Below are 20,923 nucleotides of genomic sequence, written 5' to 3' on the forward strand. Positions count from 1 at the left end.
ATACAAGGCGTGGTTAATATGGAAATTGGTTCAAGCATCAAAGAACAACGCGAACTCAAAAATGGGTCGCAAGACGAACTAGCTGAAATACTAAACATTTCACATCAAAGTATTTTTAAATGAGAGTTAAATAAAGTCTACCCTAGTATTGATATGTTCATTAAAATGAGTGATTTATTCGATGTTTCTCTAGATGAACTAATTAAAGGTGATAAAAACTTTAAGGAAACTACTATCGAAACCTACCAACAACCTGTTTCAAACCAAAATCACCATCCTATGGATGGTTGGGAATTTCTGTCTAATTACTGGTGGCTCTTCTTTCCTGTCGTTGTTACAATTTGGTGGATGCTACAAACATTTAATTAATTTGTCTAATCTCATACAGTTCGTTTCCAACACATTAGATAAAACATCATGCGCATTTGGTTAAACGGAGATTTATAAATCATACATGCAGCAAACACCTCCGTGCGCTATAGATTAAACTACCTCAATATAAGAGAGAAGTAACAAAGCGCATTTTTGTTATTTCTCTCTTATTTTCTTTTAGAAATGAACACACACAGCGGTATAAGATTGTTATACTATGTTACAAATATACTAAATGAGGTGTCAGTTATGGTTGATAACGTAAAATTGTTTATATATGCTGATAAAGAAGTTGAACTCAAACATCACCTAGCTACGATAGTGACAGAAAACGAACTTCAATATTCTATTATCAACTTAAATCATAATTACGCGCATTTTAAGACTTACACGCTTGACGAGCCACTCCCAGAACGTATGAAAGTCAAAGAAATCATTAAATTTTGGTGCAAATGGTATAGCTCCAGTCTCGCTAGCGAAACCATCATACACAAATGCAATCTCGCAATATTTAGTCAAAAACGAATTAAAAAACTTTCTAATTCTGAACTTAAGCTATTACATATCGCTAAGCTTGTGATAGTGCCAGAATCAAAATTTATTATAAAAGAACCCCTACAAAACGTCACAATTGAAACAAAATATACGATTATTAATTTACTTAATGAGTTAAGTACATCTAATACCATTATTTCATTAACAAATCACACTGAAGAAGCGCTTCTAATTAGTGAATATTGCTATCGTTTTAACAAAAATTCATTCAAACCCATAGCGCTTTCCAACGACAATTCTGAAAAGTATGCATCATCTATTGCCGAAAATCAAACACACTTAAGTCGTCAGCCGATCAGAAGACTAACAGTAAAGACAAATGAAAAAACAATGTTCCTTGACCCTATAGATATTGATTATTTAGAAAGCCAAGATGGCAAAGTAGTCATTCATGTGGGCGATGAACAATATATTCATGACACGACATTACAAAATATAGAAACGCTTATCACTCCTTATGGTTTCTATCGATGCCACCGTTCGTATATTATTAATTTACAAAAAATTACCGAAATTATTTCATGGTCTAAAAATAGTTACTCTATTCGAATTAATACTTCCAAAGATACATTAATACCTTTATCAAGACAGAAAGCTAAGGATATTGAACAATTTTTCAATATTTATGAGTAACATTTCACTGTTATATAGATACAATTCACCTTCTTTTGACTGTACAGCGCTCCTGTAAACGATAAACTGTTGTTGATTTCAAAAGGAGGTTTTTTCATGGATAATGTAATTGAAATGGAAAATGTAACGAAGTCTTTTAAAAATAAAGATGCTGTTCAAAACATGAGTTTCACCGTAAAAAAAGGAGAAATTTTCGGTTTTCTTGGCCCAAGCGGCTCTGGAAAAACGACGACAATTAAAATGCTAACTGGTTCCTACTGTCAGTCTAAGGGTAGTCTAACGGTGTTAGGTTATCGTAATGAAAACATTGGTTCTAATGGATTTATAGATCAAATAGGTATACTATCTGACCACAGTACTGCTTACGAAAGACAAAGCATTGCAGATAATTTGAAATTATTTGCGAAATTAAATGATGTGCCGTTACAAAAAATAGATGACACTTTAAATTTTATTGGTTTAACTCAAGATAAAAAAACATTGGTTAAACATTTATCAGCCGGTATGAAGCAGCGCGTTTTATTAGCAAAAGCATTGATACACGAACCAGAATTACTGTTTTTGGATGAACCTACTGCTTCATTAGATCCCTTAACAATTCAACACATACACAAAGGGCTTAAAGCGCTCAACGAACGAGGTACAACGATATTTTTAACGACGCATAATATGCAAGAAGCTAACGATCTATGCCATCGCGTCGCATTTATTGAATCTGGCATACTAAAAGAAATCGATACACCTGATAACTTTAGATTTAATCATTCGAACCATACGATTAAAGTGATGCACAAAAACAATCGGTCCAAGACTTTACCCATGACTAGTGAATCAGCCCAATATATTTCAGATATGTTAGAAGCTAATGATTTAAAATATATTTCCTCTGATTTACCTACATTAGGTGATGTATTCTTAAAAATCACAGGAAAGGAGCTCGTTTAATATGAATACCACACGTTTATCTGCCCTATTAGAAAAAGATCTAAAAGAAGCCATACGTAACCCATCTATTATATTTATGCCAATCATTATATTGTTTGTTAGCTTTTTCTACAGTTTTATAATGTCTGAAATAGGCAACGCTACTTCAGCCACAATCCTAATGCAATTTATTGTGGTTAATATGGCGTTTGTGATGGTGGCAACTGCGACAATCATTACGATGTTTGCTGAAGAAAATGAAAAAGGCACTTTAAAAGGATTAATTGAAACGCCCGCATCAAAAGTTGAGATATTATTATCAAAAGCCATTATAATGACAATACTTACTATCATTACAACTATCTTAAGTCTCCTAATTCTTGGTAGTTCTATTCATTTTGGTTTTCAAACTTATATCGGACTTGTGATCATGTTGTTTTTCTATCTTATATTAGGTTTAACATTAGGCCTTTTATCTAACAGTACCGGAGCAGCTACAACGTATACAATGCTACCCTTCTTTATATTTGGTATGATACCTTTATTTGAAATGATGAAGGATGTCTTAGATTTAGGTTTCTTTGAAAAAGTATTAAACTGGTTACCTTTCGGACTCGTTTTAGAGTTAGAAACAAATCACGCAACGTTAAATTTAATTTATTTAATGATTTGGTTAATTGTAAGTATCATTACTTTAACATTCGTTTATGATTACAAGTTCCGAAAGCGTTAAGAATGTTCACAAATTCGTTATAATTTACTTCAAACGCATTATATCAATATTCTATAGCCTTTCTTCTCAATTTCATATGTTTAGTTGAGAATTGAAAGGTTATTTATATTTTATGAAAGACTATATAAACAATGTATATGCTTTCATTTTTGTATGTGTAAGCATGGCTCAAATTGTCTGTCAACGCAAATAGCGCGCACGCTTTAAATCTATTATGATTCAAGCCCTCTATTGTTGACGAAATACGTACTACATGCAATAATAGAAAATGAAAGATTAGAATTATTATAATTAAGAAATAATAATAATCTAATCAATAATATTTTACATTAACAATAAGTTATTAAATAGGAGGATGTTTTACATGTCTTTAATCAACAAAGAAATTTTACCATTCACAGCTAACGCTTATGATCCAAAGAAAGATGAGTTTTTCGAAGTTTCAGATGAAAACTTAAAAGGTGCTTGGAATGTCGTTTGCTTCTACCCAGCAGACTTCTCATTCGTATGCCCGACTGAATTAGAAGATTTACAAGGACAATATGACAAGTTACAAGAACTAGGTGTCAATGTATATTCAGTATCAACTGATACTCACTTTGTACACAAAGCTTGGCACGATCATTCTGAAGCGATTAATAAAATTCAATATACAATGATTGGTGACCCTTCACAAACAATCACTCGTAACTTTGAAGTATTAGATGAAGAACTTGGCTTAGCTCAACGTGGTACATTCATCGTAGACCCTGATGGTGTTGTTCAAGCAGCTGAAATTAATGCAGACGGCATTGGCCGTGATGCAAGTACATTAGTACACAAAATTAAAGCAGCACAATATGTACGTCAACACCCAGGTGAAGTATGCCCAGCAAAATGGGAAGAAGGTTCAGAAACATTACAACCTGGTCTTGACTTAGTAGGTAAAATCTAAGGAGGCATTGATTTGAATGCTTAATGATCAGCTAAAATCACAATTGCAACAATTACTTCAATTGATGGAAGGTGACGTTGTACTAAGTGCAAGTCTTGGTTCAGATGATAAATCTAAAGAATTAAAAGAATTGCTAGACGAAGTAGCTGCAGCGTCTTCAAACATAACAATTGAAGCAAAAGACCTAAAACGTACGCCAAGCTTTACTGTTAATAGACCTGATGAAGACACAGGTGTAACATTTGCTGGTTTACCTATGGGTCATGAGTTTAATTCTCTTGTATTAGCTTTATTACAAGTAAGTGGTCGTGCGCCTAAAGAAGAACAATCTGTCATAGATCAAATTAAAGCTTTAGACCGCCCGCTTAATTTTGAAACGTATATCAGTTTAACATGTCAAAAATGCCCTGATGTTGTTCAGGCTTTAAATTTAATGAGCTTATTAAATCCTAATATCACTCACACTATGGTTGATGGTGCAATCTTTAGAGATGAATCTGAAGATATCATGGCAGTGCCCGCTATCTATTTAAATGGTGAAGAATTTGGTAATGGCCGTATGACTGTTCAAGATATATTAACTGAATTAGGCAGTAAAGTAGACCCATCAGAGTTTAATGATAAAGCGCCTTATGACGTGTTAATCGTTGGTGGTGGCCCTGCAAGTGGGAGTGCTGCGATTTACACAGCTCGTAAAGGATTACGCACTGGTATTGTTGCCGATCGCATCGGCGGGCAAGTGAATGATACTGCAACAATTGAAAACTTTGTCACTGTTAAAGAAACAGACGGACCTAAGTTTTCATCTGCACTTGAAGATCATGTAAAACAGTATAATGTTGATATGATGACAGGTGTCAGAGCGAGCGACATTGAAAAAATAGATAACGGTATAGTTGTTACTTTAGATAATGACGCTAAATTACAAAGTAAAACTGTTATCATTGCTACAGGTGCACGTTGGCGGAAACTAGAAGTACCTGGTGAAGAAGCGCTTATCAATAAAGGCGTTGCATTCTGTCCGCACTGTGACGGTCCTTTATTCGAAAATAAAAACGTCGCTGTCGTAGGAGGCGGAAACTCTGGTGTTGAAGCTGCAATAGACTTAGCAGGTATTGTAGAGCACGTAACACTATTTGAACGTAACGCTAGCCTTAAAGCAGATGACGTACTACAAGAACGTTTGAGCTCTTTACCAAACGTTACAATTATTAAAAATGCTCAAACTACTGAAGTGCTTGGTGAAAATTCAGTTACTGGTCTTAAATACCAAGACAAAGAAACGGGCGAAGACCATACTGTTGAATTGGAAGGTATATTCGTTCAAATCGGGTTACTACCAAATACAGAATGGCTTGATAATTATGTCGAATTAAATCAAGCGAATGAAATTATAATTGATCGTACCAACGCCACAAGTATTCCTGGCATATTCGCAGCAGGTGACGTAACAGACGATCGTAACAAACAAATTATAATTTCAATGGGCGCTGGCGCAAATGCCGCACTCAATGCATTTGATTATATTATTCGTCACTAAATTACATGCCCTATTAAAATCAATAGATAACTTTCTAGGAGGACCAAATCGGTTCTCCTTTTTTATGTTTTCAGTTAATAAATCGTACCGTTTTGATGTTTTAACATCCATAACAAATCGTTTAAGTCAGATTGCACTTTTATATTTCGTTCAAAAGATTGTGCGTTTATGTATCATTCGTCTATATAAATCAGTAGCTTGAGATGATACCCTTAAGTTATAATTTCAAGAGCAAATAGATTATGATATAAACAGGACTATGATTAAAGGAGTAGTACGTTCTATGAAAAAAAGTATATTTTTATCGTTAGTACTCATGCTAACTGCTATACTCGCCGCATGTTCTAACGAAGATTCGAATGATGACCAACAACACAGTGACAGACACGCACCTACCGATGTCAAAAAATTAACAGAAAATGACATTTTTAGTTCGAATAAAACAGATGAAGCCATTAGTGAAGAGGAAATGAATAAAGCAATTAAAAAGTATTTAGATGTTAACTCAGATATTATAGACAACAAATATTTAATACAGTATAAACTAGATAAACAAACGGGTACTGATACTAAAATTACAGATGCTCAAGCAAAAAGATTATCAGATTTGTCTCACAACGCTATCAAAAATGATGTACGCTTCGAGAAATTCGTCAAAGAAAATCATTTACCAAAAGGTTATAAAACCCATGTTGACCGTATTATCACTTACTTCACAGCTTTAAATAGCACAATTAAAGATGCTGATAAACAAATTGAAGAAGTGAATTACCAACCCCAGAACAAATTGAACGTTGTAGATGTATCGACAGAATACGCTGGAGATGTAAATGGTAAACAACAAGAAAAAATTAAAAAATTCCTTAAAGAAAAAGGCATAAAAAGTGACGCAGTAGATAAATAACCACATTATTTATTTTTATGAAAATAATAATCATAATTGTGAACATTATTTTAAATAAATGTCATATTTACTTTACTTAATAAGAGATTAAATCAATAGCATTACAAAACGATGACATCTTTAATTTCCAGTCTCATAAAGCTTTTTAAACGCTTACACATTATTTTTCGAAAAACATTGACTTATATTTGTAAAAAACCTTACATGATTGTAAGGTTTTTTAATATGATATGTCTTTTTTTCTCAGAGTTGTGTTTGTTATCCTTTAGTATAAGATCAAATACAGTAAACGTAGGAGCACAGTCGAGAAACCATTTTAAGGAGGTAGCACCCATGGTGATAACTATTTTACTAGGTGCAATGGCTGCTGTCTTCATAGCTTTTAATCTCTTTGAGAAGAAAGAAACATATGGCGTTATCTCATATAAATCAATTGCTCTAAGTATAACTTACGTCATACTAGCAGTTATTGTCGGTAGTTTTTTAGACAATATACACACAATTTTTCAAGGATTTCATGATAGCTTAACAGCAGCAAAAAGATATTAACTGACAGGGCAGAGTTCACATTTCTCTAAAATGATTGCTCAGTTGCGCCCTGCCAAGGATGGCTAGTTAATGTAAATATAAAGCTTGAAGCGTGTTTTCATTCCTGGCCATCTATTGATAGCATACTGAGACCCACAGAAGTCTGTATCAGAAACTACAGCACCAAATCATACGCATTGGCAAGTATGTACGTTCAAAATTAAAATACTTAAATATAACAGTGCACCTTATTTAACGAAGGTGCATTTTATTTTTATTTTGGCCGTGAGTATTTATCTTTAGATTCTTATGCTATTTTTCAACTTCATACGGTACACAATTTTCTATTTTTTTGTCTATTACAGTATCTTTATTTTCATACCCTAAATATACTAAGCAACATCTGATTACGACTTGATGCGCAATAATTACAATAGATTCTAAAGATGGGTCTACTTCATTTTTAAAGAAAGCTTCTACACGTTTCAATACATCTTCATAACTTTCACCTTCTGGCGCTTTTTGAGTAAAGCTGTGTCTAAATGCATGATATGCGCCATTACCAAAATATGCTGCATATTGAGGATCTTGTTCAACTTCACTCACTTTTTTACCTTCAAAAATACCTAAAGAACGTTCTCTTAATAAAGGGGTCACAGTTGCAGGGATAAATTTATCAAAAATTGCATTATATGTTTGCCTAGTTCTCGTTAAATCTGATAAATAGATATGGTCAATCTTCATTTTATTAAAATGATATTGTAATCGTTGTGCGCCGCGCGCTCCTTTTTCCGTTAAAGGCACGTCTAATTGGCCACAAAAATAATGATTCCCTTCTTTTTTATCATAATTAGATTTAGATTCACCATGTCGAATTAAGTATATTTTCATATTGATTTATCCTCCTTTTTATCTCATCTAACACTTTTGTTAGATGGAGCATATAGACTATAATTCATTTTTTATTGTTGTTATGATTAACATGAGGTGATAAAAATGAATGAACAATCATTACATTCGGATACACAAGGCGGTCGCGTTCTATCTTCTATCAGTTATTTTAGTATATTTTTTGCACCTATTATTTTACCAATCATTATTTGGATTTTTGCTGATAAGCCAGCGTCTGCGCATGCAGCTAAATCGTTATTTTATCATATTATCACATATATCGGTCCAGTCTTCATTGCAATTACGTTAGGTTTAGGAAGCACACTCCTCAATCAGCAACAAAACACGATTACTGTTATCGCTATTATTTTCTCTATCATTTTAATCATATTGACCATTTGGTATACAATTAAAAACGTTTATCGCGGTGTTAAAGTACTAATTTCTGAAAATGCTTATTTTAACCCGTAAAATAATATTTAAAAAGGAGGATGGTTCTTAATAAACGTGAAACCATCCTCCCTTTTTATATTCGCTTTTATTAACTACTTTTACTAAATAGTAAGTTAAGTGACAGACCTATTAAAACTGTTCCTACTGCGTAATCAAAAATGGCTTTGACTTTTCTATTAGCAAAAAGTAGCTTGATATATTGAAAAATATAAACACAAAAAATAAACCATAATAAAATAACTGTAGTTACAATCGCTGACAGTATGGCTATTTGTGTTGTAACGCCTTCACCCGTACTTAAAAATTGCGGTAAAATACTTATGTAATAGAGTAGTGCTTTCGGATTTAATATGGTACTCAAAAAGCCTTGTCTATAAGAGCTTAAATAACTAAACTGTTGCGCTTCGATTTGCGTTACAGAAAAATTCATACCTTGACGTGCACTTATAATACTTTTTATCCCTAGATATATAAGATAACCAGCGCCAAGTATTTTAATTACTAAGAATACATAATACATATTTGCTAATATAAAAATAATACCAAAAACCGCTAATAAAGAATAAACAACGTGACCGGTTGTGATACCTAACGCTGCCATTGCGCCATTACCTTTACCTGAAGTAATCGAATTTTTCATTACTACAAAAAAATCTGGACCAGGGACGATAATAATCATTAAAGTAATTGTAATAAATGCGGCTAATCCTTCCATTCTATGCACCTCCACTTTGTTTATGTTATCAAGATGCACTGACCATCGCAACACGCTAGTCCATTATTTTTTAATAATTCAAAGAAAGTATATTACAAGCTAGGCCTTAAACATTTTACTATAAAAATACACCGTCTGAATTGATTCAAATTAAACGATTATGCTATATTACCTGTGTAGTCGAGAATCGGCTACTTGTCTTTTATATTCATAAACATATTACACTTAATAGAGAGCAGGACAGAAACGATTTTACTCAAAAGTTTTCACCCTGCTCTCTTCTATTTTATTAGCAATAACTCAATGAATCGAGAATAAGCTAATCTTTATTTTTCGATCTTTTTATATTTTGTCTAGAAAAAACTATCGCATATTGCGTAAGCTGTAAGTTCTATTCTAAACCTCCAAAGCAAATCAAACACATTAAAGACTAACATTAGCCAATAAGAGGATTACACATCTTCTTAATATTGATTGATACAATAAACATTAACTTATTAATTTCAAACCAATCGTACTGCCTAATATGACAATAATACAGATAATTCTTTTTATATCAGTTGACTCTTTATAAAATAGCATACCTAAAACAGCCCCTCCGACTGCACCAATACCAGTCCATACAGCATAAGCCGTACTCATAGGCAATTGGTTCATTGCTATGGATAACGCTAAGAAACTCACTGCAAAGAAAGCTATCATCCATCCAAGCGAACGCCATTTACGACTATGCACATAAGCATTCAAAAACGTGATACCTAACATTTCAAAAACACCTGCAAAAATTAATAAAATCCAAGCCATTACGAACGCCCCCCATCACTTGTTGTCACTAATTTCAAGCTAATTACACCTAATAATAATGTTATTATTAAAATAATTTTCCCTAAATTAAATGGTTGTCCAAAAAATAGAAAATCAAATAATGTCACACCGGTCGTACCAAGTCCAACAAACACTGCATAAGATGTTCCTACTGGCAATACTTTAGATGCTTCAATAAGCAAGTAAAAGCTTAAAAATATAGCAATGATAGTTAAAATCCATTCAAATACTGATGAAGCATGCGTTAAACCAATCACCCATCCTACTTCAAAGACAGCTGCAATAATAATTTTTAACCAATTCATAATAAGATACCTCCTAAAAAAGTTAAAAAAGCCCGGGAGATAGTTGTTCATACTATCTCCCAGGCTTTTATCCTTCCGTGTCACATCATATATGTGGCTTTCTCTCGGACCGAACCAACAAAAATGTTGTGGAACCCTAGAAAGCGTTTATTCAATTATTTAAATCATATCAAATTACACTTTTATATTCAAGCTTAAGAAATGAATTTTATCATAAATTATAATAATTATCATAAGGAAAACGCTTAACATAAGATTAACGCTTAATTTTGCACTTTTTTTATAATTTTTCGAGTCAAAACTCTCTACATTTTATGAATTTTAATGTATACTAAGCATTAAATTATAATAATTATAATTTAATAGCGTGATTGATGAAACTCATTCTCAATTAAGTACTTTGATTAATTAAACTATAAATTTTTATAAAAGCGAGGGATTATGATGAAATTATTAAATTACAAAATGCAAAATGATGAACTTATTGCTACTGTATTATCCGACAAGAAACAAATATTCAAATATACTTTTGATATCAATACACCTGAATACGAGATTTTAGATGTACTTGAGGAAATCAATCACTATGTAGATAACGGTCAACATCCACTAGGCTGTTCATTATTAAAAAACTATTCACACGAGGATGTGAGCCACAATATTTTATAATCTAAATCCTCGACCAAAAAGGTGAGTATAACTGATGCATACGAATCAGTATACTCATCTTTTAATTTTTGATTAGCACCAATAACATATCTGTTTTTAATTTTCGATATCATGTTTAAAATTAAATACACGCAGGAGAACGTCCCTGGATATATTAATATTCTATTTCATAATTTGGATAGGCTTTATTTGCAATAGCCCCATAAATCACCGCATTAAAAACACGACATTTATTGGCTTTTTTGTTTTATATCTAACTATACCCTTTCTTTACATAATCATTTATAATATATATAAACCGTATTTTAAATTTAATATGCATAATATCATTATAAATAACAAGACGAATGCGTTAATCCTAGAAAGTAAAAGGGTAAATATATAATAAGAGCATGTGTCATAATCAAATTACATAAGGAGGGACGCAAAATGTGGATTATCTCAATATTACTCATTATTGTTGGTATTGTGTTGCTCATCCTAAATAATCGTATACCAAAAAAAGAAAACGTGGGCAAAAAACAAAGTTTAGTTAGCTTCGGCGTTGTTTGTTTAGTTATTGGTATTTTTGGATTGATTGGTCAGATTATTAAGTCAATAATATAATACGTTTCATATAAGAAGGCTGAGACAAATTTAGTACAATGTCTCAGCCTTAAATATCATATTGGCAGTAGATAACTGGAATGAAAATACACTGATATTAAATTTTTAAAGTACCACTTCTTAATTTATTAAGTTGAAGGCACTTATGGCAAGCATTTTAGCTCTTGCATGCTTTTTTTCTAGTCACCTTTACCGAGATAGGACAGAAACCATTTTAGAAACATACGTTTTCTGTCGTATTCTATTATGCATGAACTTGCTTTATACGATGCTCTAAACCTTAGTAGTCCTTATATACAAATCTTAGCAAATGTATACTTATTACTGTTTGCTACCTACATATTAAATAAATCATTAAAAGATTCTGCCATTGTAGGATGGGTATAAATATTCTCTTTCAATACTTCAAAAGGTAAGCGTTGATCGATTGCTAATTTTATTAAATTAATGATTTCTTCTGATTGTAAACCATATAATGTCGCACCTAGTATTTCATTTGTTTCTTTGTTAACTACTGATTTAAACAAACCTCTTGTGTCATTGTTTACTTTGTGACGTGGGATTGTATTAACTGGAACTGCATTTTCTAAAATTTGATAACCTTGCGTTTTGGCTTCTCCTGCTGTCAAACCAACGCGTGATAATGGAGGATCAATAAATACTGTATAAGGTACAACGCCACGATTTTCAGTTGTACGTTCGCCTTTCCCAAATAACTGGTCTTTGACGATTCTAAAGTCATCTAATGAAATATAAGTGAATTGCATACCGCCTTTCACATCACCTAATGCGTATATATGTGGTACATCAGTTTGTAAATGTTTGTCTACTTTTATTTCACCACGTTCACCAATTTTGATGTCCGTATTTTCTAGTCCAAAATCTACATTAGGTTTACGGCCAGTTGCTAATAATACGGCATCTGCTTCATAGTTACCTTTCGTAGTGTGCACAATCGTGCCAGAAGTTGTATCTTCAAAACGTTCTGTATCTGCGTTCAATACGAGGTTTACGCCTTTATTTTCTAAATCCTTCTTAACTTCAGAAACAATCTCTTTATCTTCTTTAGGCATAATATCATCATGTTTTTCTAAAATTGTGACTTGTGTACCAAAATTCGCAAACATAGAAGCAAATTCTAATGCAATATATCCTCCACCAACGATAACTAACTGTTTAGGTTGAGTTGTCAACGCCATAATACCTGTAGAATCGTATAAATGTTGTGACGTCTCTACACCATCAATGGATGGAATAACGGGATTCGCACCTGTGTTTATAACAATGTCAGTTGCTGTGATTGTTTCTTGTATTTGATCGTCTTCATCTAATAAATCAATTTCTTTATTAGACGTAAATACTGCCTTATAATCTAGGACACTTATATTGTTATCATCTGCTAAATTATGATAATTTTTGCTATTTAAAGCATTAACTACGTCGCTTTTTCTAGAAAAAGCTTCATCAAATGAACCATGCTCTAATCCTTCGTGTACAAGCGTTTTAGAAGGAATACATCCTATATTAATGCATGTACCACCATACATTTTCTTAGATTTTTCAACTACAGCGACACTTTTCCCTTGTCCAGCTGCAAATTTGGCTAATGTTTTGCCGCCTTTACCGAATCCTATAATAAGTAAATCAAATTGTTTCATTAGTATCCTCCTTAAGCGTTTCATTTAAAACATCACGTATTGTAATACCTTTATAATAATCGATTAATATCTGCTGTTCCTTTTTGTGGAACTTAGACATTGTATTACCAATCTCTCTAGATATTTCACAATTATTGCTTTCATCTCCAGTATATATACGTCCTTCCGATTTATCTTCATTAAAAAGTATAAATAATTCAGCTAAATTCACCCGAGCCGTTGTAATGTTGGCTCGATACCCACCAAACTTACCTCTTGATGTTTCTAGATATTGGTATTGATTTAATTTACGCGTCACCCTACGTAATTGCACTGGGTTTACACAAATACGTTCAGCTAATTCAGTGCTATTAAAACGTTCATCAAAATGCTTTACCAAAAATGATAATAAGTGTACTGCTATATTAAATTCTAAATTCATAGTCTCACCTTTTGATTTTAATTGAAACTTTTATAGTTACATTTAAACATACAATTTTATTTCACACAAATCATTTGTTTAATCCTTTGCTATATTATAACGAAAAGCGTTCAAAATGATTTAACATCTTTCCTCTTCATGGAACTTATAATCATGCACCTCTTATTTTATTATCGTATACCATATATATCTTTAAACAACTGACATATAAATCCACCTTCTTTTTGTCCCAGTAAGCGCTTCACATCATTTCCATTAAACCCACTTTCTCTTGTAGTCACTATCGTGTAATGACTATTACATTTAAAATGAATTGTGACTGAATGCGATGCTCCTCATTTAAAGTTAATTTCTTCATTTTCAACAATATTTTTTATAAATATATTAATTTCAGCATTATACGCCTCATATCGTAAGTTGTTGTTTTTCCTTAACATCAACGCTCAGAGCCAGAGGAAAACCAGAATCCTCCAACACAATCTGGATTTACAAAAGCTTCAAACACTTTATCACTAGGCACATTGTTTTACATTTTCGTTACTATATCCAATAAATTCACAACCTTTCTCCTAAAATAAATCTTTTATCTACCAACCATATGTTCATTTTCAACTGTTTCATTATTGGCTATGTATTATGTCATACCCTAAAATGTAACTAGGTATTACGGAATCAGTAATACAATTGCAAATTACTTATAACTTATATATTATTAATAATTTTGTTATAATTTAACAATCACTAAATATATAGATTTAGGAGCTAATTATGAAAAACATCTTAAAAACTTATTTATATTATTTAATTATGCTCGTTATTGTCGGCATAGTATTACTCGGTTTATATTTCACATACGTATGGAATCAGGACCAACCTCAGAACCATGATCAATCCCAGCATCAAGATCAATCCCATAACCAAGACCAATCTCAAAATCAGGATAAATACCAAAATTTCTCTCAATTAAAATCAGACACTGAGAAAAATAGCGATTGGCAAAGAAACATTAAGAAAACTAATAATAAAGATATATTAATCACTGCTATCCATGGTGGTGGCATTGAACCTGGTACTTCTGAATTAGCTAAGATTATCTCTAAAAAAGGAGATTTCAACTTATACAGCTTTGAAGGATTATTAAAATCAAATAATAAACAATTACATATTACTTCTACTCGTTTTGATGATTCTAAATTAAAAGAAATGAGTAATAAATCTAAAGAATCTATTTCTATACATGGCTTTCAAAGCGATGAGAATGCAGTTTATATTGGTGGCCGGGATAAAAAAATGGCCGATTCAATTAAGAAAGAATTAGAAAAAGAAGGATTTAATGTAGAGGAAAGTCCCAACCGTATTGACGGGAGTTCAAATAATAACTTTATTAATAAAAACGACAGTGGTTCTGGTGTACAACTTGAGATATCTACTTCTATCAGAAAATCGTTTTTCAAAAAAGATAACTTAGACAGAAAAACGAGAGAGAACACTTCTAAATATCGTCAATCTATTTATGATTTTGCAGAAGCTGTCACTAAAGGCATTCACTCTCAAACATAAAAAATTTAATTTATTAAATAACTCATTTTAAAATAAATTCAACGAAGGTATCTTTATTTTATTTTCGTTAACTGAGGTTATTTTGTATTATACAGGCTAAGACTTTTTAATAGTTGCCTTATAAAAACGTCACGATTAGTATATTTTAATTCTAGTTTACTACAGCCAAGCATATTGAGAGCCTGGGGCATATATTGCTCCCCCAGGCTCTTCTTATTCTACAAACTATTTAACGAATACCCACTATAACGCATCTTTCAAATGGTGTACCATTTGTCTAAAGCATTTAACAATTACTACACTACCAATATCATTTTATGCTTTTTAAAATAATAGACATCACTGCACACACCACCGTAATTAATAAGAAGATATTCATTATAATCATATCTGTACCATACACGTCGAAGCCTAATTTAAAATTCCCAGAATGATTACCCACGTAACTATTTATAAATACAATAATCAACACGCCAATTGCAGACAGAATTCCAATAAAATCAAATAATAATTTAACACGTCGATGTTTAATTCCTTTTGTTAACATAGCATTTCACCTCAAGTTTTATAATTATCTTTTGATTTATATTTTATAACTAAGTAAAGTGCTCTATATGTGTGATTGAATCATAAACTTTATACATATACTTGTTCATTTTTGGCTATCACTAAATGAAGTTCATTTATTTTTTTATTGATGTATGTCCTTTTTGATACGATATCTACGGTTCATTATTCCAATCAACACACCAAATATCATATATATAATATAAATCCAAAATCCCTTGCCTTCAAATGATTTTAAATTTGTATATTCAAAAATAAGGTAAATAGACCCTATCAATAAAAAAGCATATAATAACGTAAAATAATGATTAAAATATTTCATAAACATGCCCCTACGATATCAATATTAATTATTTTGATATCTTTCTAAATCATACTCTCTGAACTTAGACACCTACGTTTTAATATTTGAAATAATGTATATATTAGTCTCTCAATTTCTATGCATAGAGTTAATTTAACACGACATGATACATTCCACAACTTTAATAAAAAGAGAAAAACAGTACTAACACAAGATTAGAACAGACTGAATATAGAAGGTAAAACGCTTATATAAGGACTATTTCTATTTCAAATACACATATTCTAAATTATATTGAAGGCCGAGACATTATAAATGTTCGGCCTTATTGACAGTAGCAATTTTTATTTGATTTTTAAAATTTGTCCTATTTTCAAACTATTCGACGTTAATTTATTATCCTTTTTAATTTTTTCTACACTCGTCCCTTGCTTTTTAGCAATGCTGTAGAGCGTATCTCCCTTTTTAACAGTGTGTGTTTTAACTAAGTATAAAGTTTGCCCTTTACTAATATGATCTGATTTTAAGTTATTCCATTTTTTTATATTATCTACACTCACTTTACTTCTTTTCGAAATATTATAAAGCGTATCTCCCTCGACTACCTTGTGTGTATCGCCAGTAATCGAATCACTCGGTGTTTCGGGATTTTTCAACTTCAATACTTGCCCCACAGTTAAATTGTTACTACTTAAGTTATTCCATTTTTTTATATTATCAATTGAAACACCACTTCGTCTTGAAATACTGTAAAGCGTATCTCCTTTTGTCACTTTGTATGTGCTGCCAGTAATAGCATCATCACTATCGTCACCTGAAAGAGATTTATAATGTTTTTGTACTAAACTGTAAAATTGGTTCATGTCATATCCCCATTGACTAAAATAACCAATAGGATCCGTATGGTTTGTGCCACCCCAATACTGACTTACAGCATTATGACTAATAATTGTCCCTGTACCTTGGTTGTTATCTGCAAGAGAAGGTTGTAAACCATTAGCTTTCAACATTTTTGCTGTTAAATAGGCCTGGTTATTTACAGATTTAGCGAATTCATCAAATGTATTAGACCTTGTTAATTCGATTTGATAAAAATAAGGGTTCGCGTTTGCGCCAGCCCCCCAAGCTAAATATTGGCTTGGGGCAGTTTGAATAATTTTATCACTACTCGCGTATGCGTGAACAAATGCACTATTGTAATTGTTGTACATATAATTCACTTCACCATCAATCGTGCTATTTGGATTAGCCGTTTCATGAATAACTACACCAATGTATTTGCCAGACTTATAACTATACTGTGGCAAATTATTTATTCTAGTATCTTGAACAATCTTCGCTGGCTTAATATTATTATTTGCTATATATGTATTCATATCTTGATAAGCACGATTTGCAGCAAAACTTCTCATCTCTGTACTATTATGTTCTGCAACTTTATTATGTAATTTTAAATCTTCTGGTGTCAGTGCATTTTTCAATTGTTGTGGGCTCATTTTTTGAGCTTCTTCATAATCAATCGCTTTGCTGGTGTCCTCTCTATTTTGCTTATTGCTTTTATCTGTGTTTTGTTCATTATTATCTTGGGCAGCCATCGCCGTTTGCGAAAGTAGCAAGCTAGAAACCAATAATAGTGAAACACCAAACCTAAATTTCATAACAACATCTCCCTAGTTAAAATTTGAATCATATTACATGTCGATTTCAAAAAAATTCATTTTCAAAACCTCTTTAATTTATTCTATATTAATTTTGAAACATTTACAAAATGTTATTTTATTTGGCTCATTATAATAACAAAAATTATATTTTAATTATTTACAAAAAAAGCCGCTACTCATTTCGAGTAACGACTTTGATTATATATCTGTAAAAACACTTGATAAAATCGCGACTAAAGCCACTATGAGCACTAATACTAATATTGAGTCAATTTTCCTTTGGTTCCGCTTATTCATAGGTTTTTTAAACTCTTTTATTGCTACAATACCAGCGCTTACCACAATGATTAAACAGATTACATGAAATAACAAAATCAGTACAGACACCACGAACACCCCAAATCGTTAAAAATGCGCTTATTCAGTAATATTCACCTTAATATATCCTTACGAATAAGTTACACTGCTTATTTATTCATACCCATTTTATAAACTAAAATAACCAGATTTTTACATTTCAAATTGACTATAGATAATGTTAAAAAGATTTGACATATTACGCAATTTTTTTATGTTAATGATACGTTAAACCTATTTTAATTTCGAGGTGTCATATATGAAATATTTAATTATTTTTATTGTAGTTCTATTGTTTTCAGCTAGTTGGAACGTCTTGTCTCATAAATTTTTACCTTCAGAGCTAACTGACCACCCAAACGATCAATTTGACGAGAGGCAAAGAAAAATGTTTTTAGCGGTTTTAGCAAGAACCTGCGTATGGAGTGTATATAGTTTGTTATTTATTCTTATCATGCGCTTATTAAATGTGTGGGATTTTAATCATAGTCTATTTGGAAACTATCCAGAAATAACTATGATATTCATTATTTTCTCATTAGCTATTATGAACTATTTCTATATTAGACGTAAATATATGTCAAAAGGTCATTAAATCAAAAATAAAATTAACGTTTATCGTCATAGCAATGCATTTCTCAATTCACATGAAACCAAGTCGTGAATGTATCTAGACAAATTATTAATGCTATTGAAAACAATCAATACAACTCTTCGTGATCTTTGGCATTCAAACTTGCTAAAATACATGGGGCCACAGTTGATGATTTAATTCGTTAATTACTTATTAATCATAAAGATAAGCCTATTCCGCTTCAATTCGCATATACATTTCCATTTATGTATAAAAAAAATGACGCAACCATACTATTGAATTTTATCATTCATTATGTTCATATTTCTCTACTTATATGCTTTATGATTTACTTTAGTATTAATTGGTAAAATGCTAAATCTAACCACTGTTCAAATTTATAACCAACACATTTTATATTCCCACATGCTTCAAAACCGTATTTCTGATGAAGTTTTATACTCCCGACATTAGAAGCATCAATACCTGCTACGATTGTTTTAAAATTATTTTTTGTGATTTCATCAATTAATTTAGTTAATAATTGGGAAGCAATACCCTCATGACGTGTTTCGGGAGCAACGTAAATAGAATGCTCCACTGTATATTGATATGCTACCCAATTCCTAAATGGTCCGTATGTTGCAAATCCAACCACTTTACCGTTTTTAACGTAAACAAAAACAGGTTCCGCTTTTTCTAATTTCGAATAAAACCACACTTCTCTTTCTGCTAATGTAACTGGTTCATATGTATAAACTGCAGTAGTGTTTAAAATCGCATCATTATAAATAGCTAAAATAGCTTGTAAGTCTGTTTGTTGTGCATGTCGTATCATAAAATATCACCTCTCACTTATTGTATATTGAATGTAAACCAGCAGCAAATTAATGTTAGAAAATATAACAAAAAACACTCATCATAACTGTCATCAGTTAGCAAATGAGTGTTGTCCATTAAATGATTTACATAAAAAACGCATATATTTATCAGTTATTATTTATTAATAAATTGTAATTCATAAAGTGCTTTTTCTTCATACGTATTAAATCTATCTAGCTTACCATTTAACATAATCGTTTTTTCTTTTCTACTTACATTATGGTAATAAGTAATTTTTATATTTAAATGAGACTCATAACCATTATTTTGAATCGTAGACTGTAATTCATCGAAAACATCTTTATTGATTGGTAACAAATAGCTTTCTTTACTAGGTAAAATACTCACATATTTTTTCTGAATTACACTATCTTCATCTAACAAAATTTCTATCTTAATGTCTTTAGCTGCGCCGCCTCCTAAATTATACATCTTTAAATAGTCTTGATGATTAAGAGAATCAGCGCTTGTATTAATCATTTGTAATTGGTTATCTTTATCTAGAGAAAGTAGAATCTGATTAAACCCTAAAGCAGGAATAAATGTGATTTTCATTTGATATAATTGAATCGAAACTGAAACAAAATAAAACAATGCCATTATAAATGTTCCTATAGAACCAATGGCGGAAATGATATTAATCATAATAAGCCACCTTTAAATTTAAAATTAGAGATGGTCGTTGATTACCGCAACGCTTTTTACAATTGTTCATCATTTTCTACCCGTTATATTAAGAAATTGTTGTATCATTCATTGGCTTTCCATTATATTGTGTCTTTATTTATTCTTTTTAAGTGCCCCAACAATAAGTGAAACTACAAAAATAAGTACGATAGCGCCGATAAGCGCTGGGAAGATTGGGACGCCGCCCCATACTGGTCCCCAAGTACCTAATAATCTGCTTCCTATAGCTGAACCGATAAGTCCAGCAATAATGTTTCCAATGATGCCTCCTGGGATATCTTTACCTACAATAGCACCTGCAATCCAGCCGACCAAACCACCGACAATAATCATTATTATAAAACTCATATGAATAATCTCCTTCTTAACTATAAATTTTAAGATACACGAATATTGCGATAATCAACATGAAAATACAATACCATATATACTTTTAATTCGTAAATAGCTATAAAATGCTAAATAAAAAAGACCCCTAATTAAAGGGGCCTTTATAACGGGAGTTATGAATCTTCTGCATACCCAAGGGCACACAGAAAACCCATCTCCTCATTTTCGCACACCCGAGGGCATGCAAAGTACATTATAAAACGCATTAGTAAGAATGTAAATCTTAAATTGATATTTTTTCTACTAAACTATAACACAATATTTAAGTTACTTCG

General features: G+C 31.6%; 26 protein-coding genes and 1 riboswitch. Of the genes, 14 read left to right on the forward strand and 12 right to left on the reverse strand.

Translation table 11 applies throughout. The features are described from left to right. Positions 1 to 18: 18 nt before the first annotated feature. From KA900_RS15005 to KA900_RS09570, 9 genes are all read left to right on the forward strand, one after another. Positions 19 to 123: a helix-turn-helix domain-containing protein gene (locus tag KA900_RS15005; protein WP_232514185.1), complete on the forward strand. Its 105-nt coding sequence runs from the start codon at positions 19 to 21 to the stop codon at positions 121 to 123. Between the two features lie 42 nt (positions 124 to 165). Beyond that, entirely contained in the window at positions 166 to 369 is a 204-nt protein-coding gene (locus KA900_RS15010) for a hypothetical protein (RefSeq protein ID WP_232165005.1), read from the forward strand. Positions 370 to 621: 252 nt separating this feature from the next. Further along, entirely contained in the window at positions 622 to 1,560 is a 939-nt protein-coding gene (locus KA900_RS09540) for a LytTR family transcriptional regulator DNA-binding domain-containing protein (RefSeq protein ID WP_096811042.1), read from the forward strand. 96 nt (positions 1,561 to 1,656) lie between these two features. Next, on the forward strand, positions 1,657 to 2,505 hold the full coding sequence (locus tag KA900_RS09545; protein ID WP_096811043.1) for an ABC transporter ATP-binding protein: 849 nt from the start codon (positions 1,657 to 1,659) through the stop codon (positions 2,503 to 2,505). 1 nt (position 2,506) lies between these two features. Further along, a complete protein-coding gene (locus KA900_RS09550) occupies positions 2,507 to 3,217 on the forward strand; it encodes an ABC transporter permease (RefSeq protein WP_096811044.1) in 711 nt (236 codons plus the stop codon). Between the two features lie 364 nt (positions 3,218 to 3,581). Beyond that, positions 3,582 to 4,151, forward strand: a complete 570-nt coding sequence (ahpC, locus tag KA900_RS09555; protein ID WP_096811045.1) for an alkyl hydroperoxide reductase subunit C — start codon at positions 3,582 to 3,584, stop codon at positions 4,149 to 4,151. A 16-nt stretch (positions 4,152 to 4,167) separates the two neighbouring features. Next, positions 4,168 to 5,691, forward strand: a complete 1,524-nt coding sequence (gene ahpF, locus KA900_RS09560) for an alkyl hydroperoxide reductase subunit F (RefSeq protein WP_115342445.1) — start codon at positions 4,168 to 4,170, stop codon at positions 5,689 to 5,691. A gap of 283 nt (positions 5,692 to 5,974) precedes the next feature. Next, positions 5,975 to 6,595 (forward strand): NDxxF motif lipoprotein, encoded by a 621-nt coding sequence (locus tag KA900_RS09565; protein WP_096823959.1) that lies wholly within the window; start codon positions 5,975 to 5,977, stop codon positions 6,593 to 6,595. Positions 6,596 to 6,928: 333 nt separating this feature from the next. Beyond that, positions 6,929 to 7,144, forward strand: a complete 216-nt coding sequence (locus KA900_RS09570) for a hypothetical protein (RefSeq protein ID WP_096811048.1) — start codon at positions 6,929 to 6,931, stop codon at positions 7,142 to 7,144. 291 nt (positions 7,145 to 7,435) lie between these two features. Here the strand turns inward: KA900_RS09570 and KA900_RS09575 are convergent, their stop codons facing one another. Further along, complete coding sequence (locus KA900_RS09575) at positions 7,436 to 8,014, reverse strand: histidine phosphatase family protein (protein ID WP_115342446.1); 579 nt, start codon at positions 8,012 to 8,014, stop codon at positions 7,436 to 7,438. A 105-nt stretch (positions 8,015 to 8,119) separates the two neighbouring features. On the opposite strand from KA900_RS09575, the gene KA900_RS09580 reads away from it, so the two are divergent. Then, entirely contained in the window at positions 8,120 to 8,485 is a 366-nt protein-coding gene (locus KA900_RS09580) for a DUF4870 domain-containing protein (protein WP_115342447.1), read from the forward strand. Positions 8,486 to 8,555: 70 nt separating this feature from the next. Here KA900_RS09580 and KA900_RS09585 read toward each other — a convergent pair whose 3' ends face one another. The 3 genes from KA900_RS09585 to KA900_RS09595 form a co-directional block, all read right to left on the reverse strand. Then, the gene (locus KA900_RS09585) at positions 8,556 to 9,182 is read right to left on the reverse strand and encodes a LysE family translocator (RefSeq protein ID WP_096811051.1); all 627 of its coding nucleotides are present in this window, start codon (positions 9,180 to 9,182) and stop codon (positions 8,556 to 8,558) included. 489 nt (positions 9,183 to 9,671) lie between these two features. Then, the gene (locus tag KA900_RS09590; RefSeq protein ID WP_096811052.1) at positions 9,672 to 9,986 is read right to left on the reverse strand and encodes a DMT family transporter; all 315 of its coding nucleotides are present in this window, start codon (positions 9,984 to 9,986) and stop codon (positions 9,672 to 9,674) included. Next, positions 9,986 to 10,312: a DMT family transporter gene (locus tag KA900_RS09595; RefSeq protein ID WP_096811053.1), complete on the reverse strand. Its 327-nt coding sequence runs from the start codon at positions 10,310 to 10,312 to the stop codon at positions 9,986 to 9,988. Before KA900_RS09595 ends, KA900_RS09590 begins: the two co-directional genes overlap by 1 nt. A 54-nt stretch (positions 10,313 to 10,366) precedes the next feature. Next, positions 10,367 to 10,463: riboswitch (guanidine-I (ykkC/yxkD leader) on the reverse strand. Positions 10,464 to 10,756: 293 nt separating this feature from the next. On the opposite strand from KA900_RS09595, the gene KA900_RS09600 reads away from it, so the two are divergent. Both KA900_RS09600 and KA900_RS09605 read left to right on the forward strand, forming a co-directional pair. Then, on the forward strand, positions 10,757 to 10,981 hold the full coding sequence (locus tag KA900_RS09600) for a hypothetical protein (RefSeq protein ID WP_096811054.1): 225 nt from the start codon (positions 10,757 to 10,759) through the stop codon (positions 10,979 to 10,981). 429 nt (positions 10,982 to 11,410) lie between these two features. Beyond that, positions 11,411 to 11,587: a hypothetical protein gene (locus KA900_RS09605; RefSeq protein WP_170006901.1), complete on the forward strand. Its 177-nt coding sequence runs from the start codon at positions 11,411 to 11,413 to the stop codon at positions 11,585 to 11,587. 335 nt (positions 11,588 to 11,922) lie between these two features. On the opposite strand, the gene merA is transcribed toward KA900_RS09605, so the two are convergent. Beyond that, complete coding sequence (gene merA, locus KA900_RS09610) at positions 11,923 to 13,245, reverse strand: hypothiocyanous acid reductase MerA (protein WP_115342448.1); 1,323 nt, start codon at positions 13,243 to 13,245, stop codon at positions 11,923 to 11,925. Further along, on the reverse strand, positions 13,232 to 13,666 hold the full coding sequence (hypR, locus tag KA900_RS09615) for a redox-sensitive transcriptional regulator HypR (RefSeq protein WP_115342449.1): 435 nt from the start codon (positions 13,664 to 13,666) through the stop codon (positions 13,232 to 13,234). Before hypR ends, merA begins: the two co-directional genes overlap by 14 nt. 768 nt (positions 13,667 to 14,434) lie before the next feature. Between hypR and KA900_RS09620 the strand changes: the two genes are divergently transcribed. Further along, complete coding sequence (locus tag KA900_RS09620; RefSeq protein WP_119488032.1) at positions 14,435 to 15,226, forward strand: poly-gamma-glutamate hydrolase family protein; 792 nt, start codon at positions 14,435 to 14,437, stop codon at positions 15,224 to 15,226. 310 nt (positions 15,227 to 15,536) lie between these two features. Here the strand turns inward: KA900_RS09620 and KA900_RS09625 are convergent, their stop codons facing one another. The 3 genes from KA900_RS09625 to KA900_RS09635 all read right to left on the reverse strand — a co-directional run bounded on the left by KA900_RS09625 (position 15,537) and on the right by KA900_RS09635 (position 17,755). After that, complete coding sequence (locus KA900_RS09625; RefSeq protein WP_119488031.1) at positions 15,537 to 15,773, reverse strand: hypothetical protein; 237 nt, start codon at positions 15,771 to 15,773, stop codon at positions 15,537 to 15,539. A gap of 144 nt (positions 15,774 to 15,917) precedes the next feature. Continuing rightward, positions 15,918 to 16,115, reverse strand: a complete 198-nt coding sequence (locus KA900_RS09630) for a hypothetical protein (RefSeq protein WP_096811059.1) — start codon at positions 16,113 to 16,115, stop codon at positions 15,918 to 15,920. A gap of 326 nt (positions 16,116 to 16,441) precedes the next feature. Then, positions 16,442 to 17,755, reverse strand: coding sequence for a LysM peptidoglycan-binding domain-containing protein (locus KA900_RS09635; RefSeq protein ID WP_207572967.1), 1,314 nt, complete (start codon positions 17,753 to 17,755; stop codon positions 16,442 to 16,444). 619 nt (positions 17,756 to 18,374) lie between these two features. Between KA900_RS09635 and KA900_RS09640 the strand changes: the two genes are divergently transcribed. Further along, a complete protein-coding gene (locus KA900_RS09640) occupies positions 18,375 to 18,710 on the forward strand; it encodes a hypothetical protein (RefSeq protein ID WP_119488030.1) in 336 nt (111 codons plus the stop codon). Between the two features lie 328 nt (positions 18,711 to 19,038). Here the strand turns inward: KA900_RS09640 and KA900_RS09645 are convergent, their stop codons facing one another. The 3 genes from KA900_RS09645 to KA900_RS09655 form a co-directional block, all read right to left on the reverse strand. Beyond that, the gene (locus tag KA900_RS09645) at positions 19,039 to 19,527 is read right to left on the reverse strand and encodes a GNAT family N-acetyltransferase (protein WP_119488029.1); all 489 of its coding nucleotides are present in this window, start codon (positions 19,525 to 19,527) and stop codon (positions 19,039 to 19,041) included. 158 nt (positions 19,528 to 19,685) lie between these two features. Further along, positions 19,686 to 20,216 (reverse strand): hypothetical protein, encoded by a 531-nt coding sequence (locus KA900_RS09650; protein WP_207572966.1) that lies wholly within the window; start codon positions 20,214 to 20,216, stop codon positions 19,686 to 19,688. A 135-nt stretch (positions 20,217 to 20,351) separates the two neighbouring features. Further along, positions 20,352 to 20,606, reverse strand: coding sequence for a GlsB/YeaQ/YmgE family stress response membrane protein (locus KA900_RS09655; RefSeq protein ID WP_207572965.1), 255 nt, complete (start codon positions 20,604 to 20,606; stop codon positions 20,352 to 20,354). Positions 20,607 to 20,923 lie beyond the last annotated feature (317 nt).

This window comes from Staphylococcus sp. GDY8P120P (assembly GCF_017892065.1).
In the GTDB taxonomy this organism is placed as follows: domain Bacteria; phylum Bacillota; class Bacilli; order Staphylococcales; family Staphylococcaceae; genus Staphylococcus; species Staphylococcus nepalensis.

Bases quoted from the DNA above. Each gene is read 5' to 3' on its own strand.
- KA900_RS09630 (WP_096811059.1), bottom strand. From the start codon at position 16,115: ATGAAATATTTTAATCATTATTTTACGTTATTATATGCTTTTTTATTG.
- merA (WP_115342448.1), bottom strand. From the start codon at position 13,245: ATGAAACAATTTGATTTACTTATTATAGGATTCGGTAAAGGCGGCAAA.
- KA900_RS15005 (WP_232514185.1), top strand. From the start codon at position 19: ATGGAAATTGGTTCAAGCATCAAAGAACAACGCGAACTCAAAAATGGG.
- KA900_RS09600 (WP_096811054.1), top strand. From the start codon at position 10,757: ATGAAATTATTAAATTACAAAATGCAAAATGATGAACTTATTGCTACT.
- KA900_RS09545 (WP_096811043.1), top strand. From the start codon at position 1,657: ATGGATAATGTAATTGAAATGGAAAATGTAACGAAGTCTTTTAAAAAT.
- KA900_RS09550 (WP_096811044.1), top strand. From the start codon at position 2,507: ATGAATACCACACGTTTATCTGCCCTATTAGAAAAAGATCTAAAAGAA.
- KA900_RS09625 (WP_119488031.1), bottom strand. From the start codon at position 15,773: ATGTTAACAAAAGGAATTAAACATCGACGTGTTAAATTATTATTTGAT.
- KA900_RS09655 (WP_207572965.1), bottom strand. From the start codon at position 20,606: ATGAGTTTTATAATAATGATTATTGTCGGTGGTTTGGTCGGCTGGATT.
- KA900_RS09570 (WP_096811048.1), top strand. From the start codon at position 6,929: ATGGTGATAACTATTTTACTAGGTGCAATGGCTGCTGTCTTCATAGCT.
- KA900_RS09565 (WP_096823959.1), top strand. From the start codon at position 5,975: ATGAAAAAAAGTATATTTTTATCGTTAGTACTCATGCTAACTGCTATA.
- KA900_RS09605 (WP_170006901.1), top strand. From the start codon at position 11,411: ATGTGGATTATCTCAATATTACTCATTATTGTTGGTATTGTGTTGCTC.
- KA900_RS15010 (WP_232165005.1), top strand. From the start codon at position 166: ATGAGTGATTTATTCGATGTTTCTCTAGATGAACTAATTAAAGGTGAT.
- KA900_RS09540 (WP_096811042.1), top strand. From the start codon at position 622: ATGGTTGATAACGTAAAATTGTTTATATATGCTGATAAAGAAGTTGAA.
- KA900_RS09650 (WP_207572966.1), bottom strand. From the start codon at position 20,216: ATGATTAATATCATTTCCGCCATTGGTTCTATAGGAACATTTATAATG.
- ahpF (WP_115342445.1), top strand. From the start codon at position 4,168: ATGCTTAATGATCAGCTAAAATCACAATTGCAACAATTACTTCAATTG.
- KA900_RS09590 (WP_096811052.1), bottom strand. From the start codon at position 9,986: ATGGCTTGGATTTTATTAATTTTTGCAGGTGTTTTTGAAATGTTAGGT.
- KA900_RS09620 (WP_119488032.1), top strand. From the start codon at position 14,435: ATGAAAAACATCTTAAAAACTTATTTATATTATTTAATTATGCTCGTT.
- KA900_RS09635 (WP_207572967.1), bottom strand. From the start codon at position 17,755: ATGAAATTTAGGTTTGGTGTTTCACTATTATTGGTTTCTAGCTTGCTA.
- KA900_RS09595 (WP_096811053.1), bottom strand. From the start codon at position 10,312: ATGAATTGGTTAAAAATTATTATTGCAGCTGTCTTTGAAGTAGGATGG.
- KA900_RS09585 (WP_096811051.1), bottom strand. From the start codon at position 9,182: ATGGAAGGATTAGCCGCATTTATTACAATTACTTTAATGATTATTATC.
- KA900_RS09640 (WP_119488030.1), top strand. From the start codon at position 18,375: ATGAAATATTTAATTATTTTTATTGTAGTTCTATTGTTTTCAGCTAGT.
- ahpC (WP_096811045.1), top strand. From the start codon at position 3,582: ATGTCTTTAATCAACAAAGAAATTTTACCATTCACAGCTAACGCTTAT.
- KA900_RS09580 (WP_115342447.1), top strand. From the start codon at position 8,120: ATGAATGAACAATCATTACATTCGGATACACAAGGCGGTCGCGTTCTA.
- KA900_RS09645 (WP_119488029.1), bottom strand. From the start codon at position 19,527: ATGATACGACATGCACAACAAACAGACTTACAAGCTATTTTAGCTATT.
- hypR (WP_115342449.1), bottom strand. From the start codon at position 13,666: ATGAATTTAGAATTTAATATAGCAGTACACTTATTATCATTTTTGGTA.
- KA900_RS09575 (WP_115342446.1), bottom strand. From the start codon at position 8,014: ATGAAAATATACTTAATTCGACATGGTGAATCTAAATCTAATTATGAT.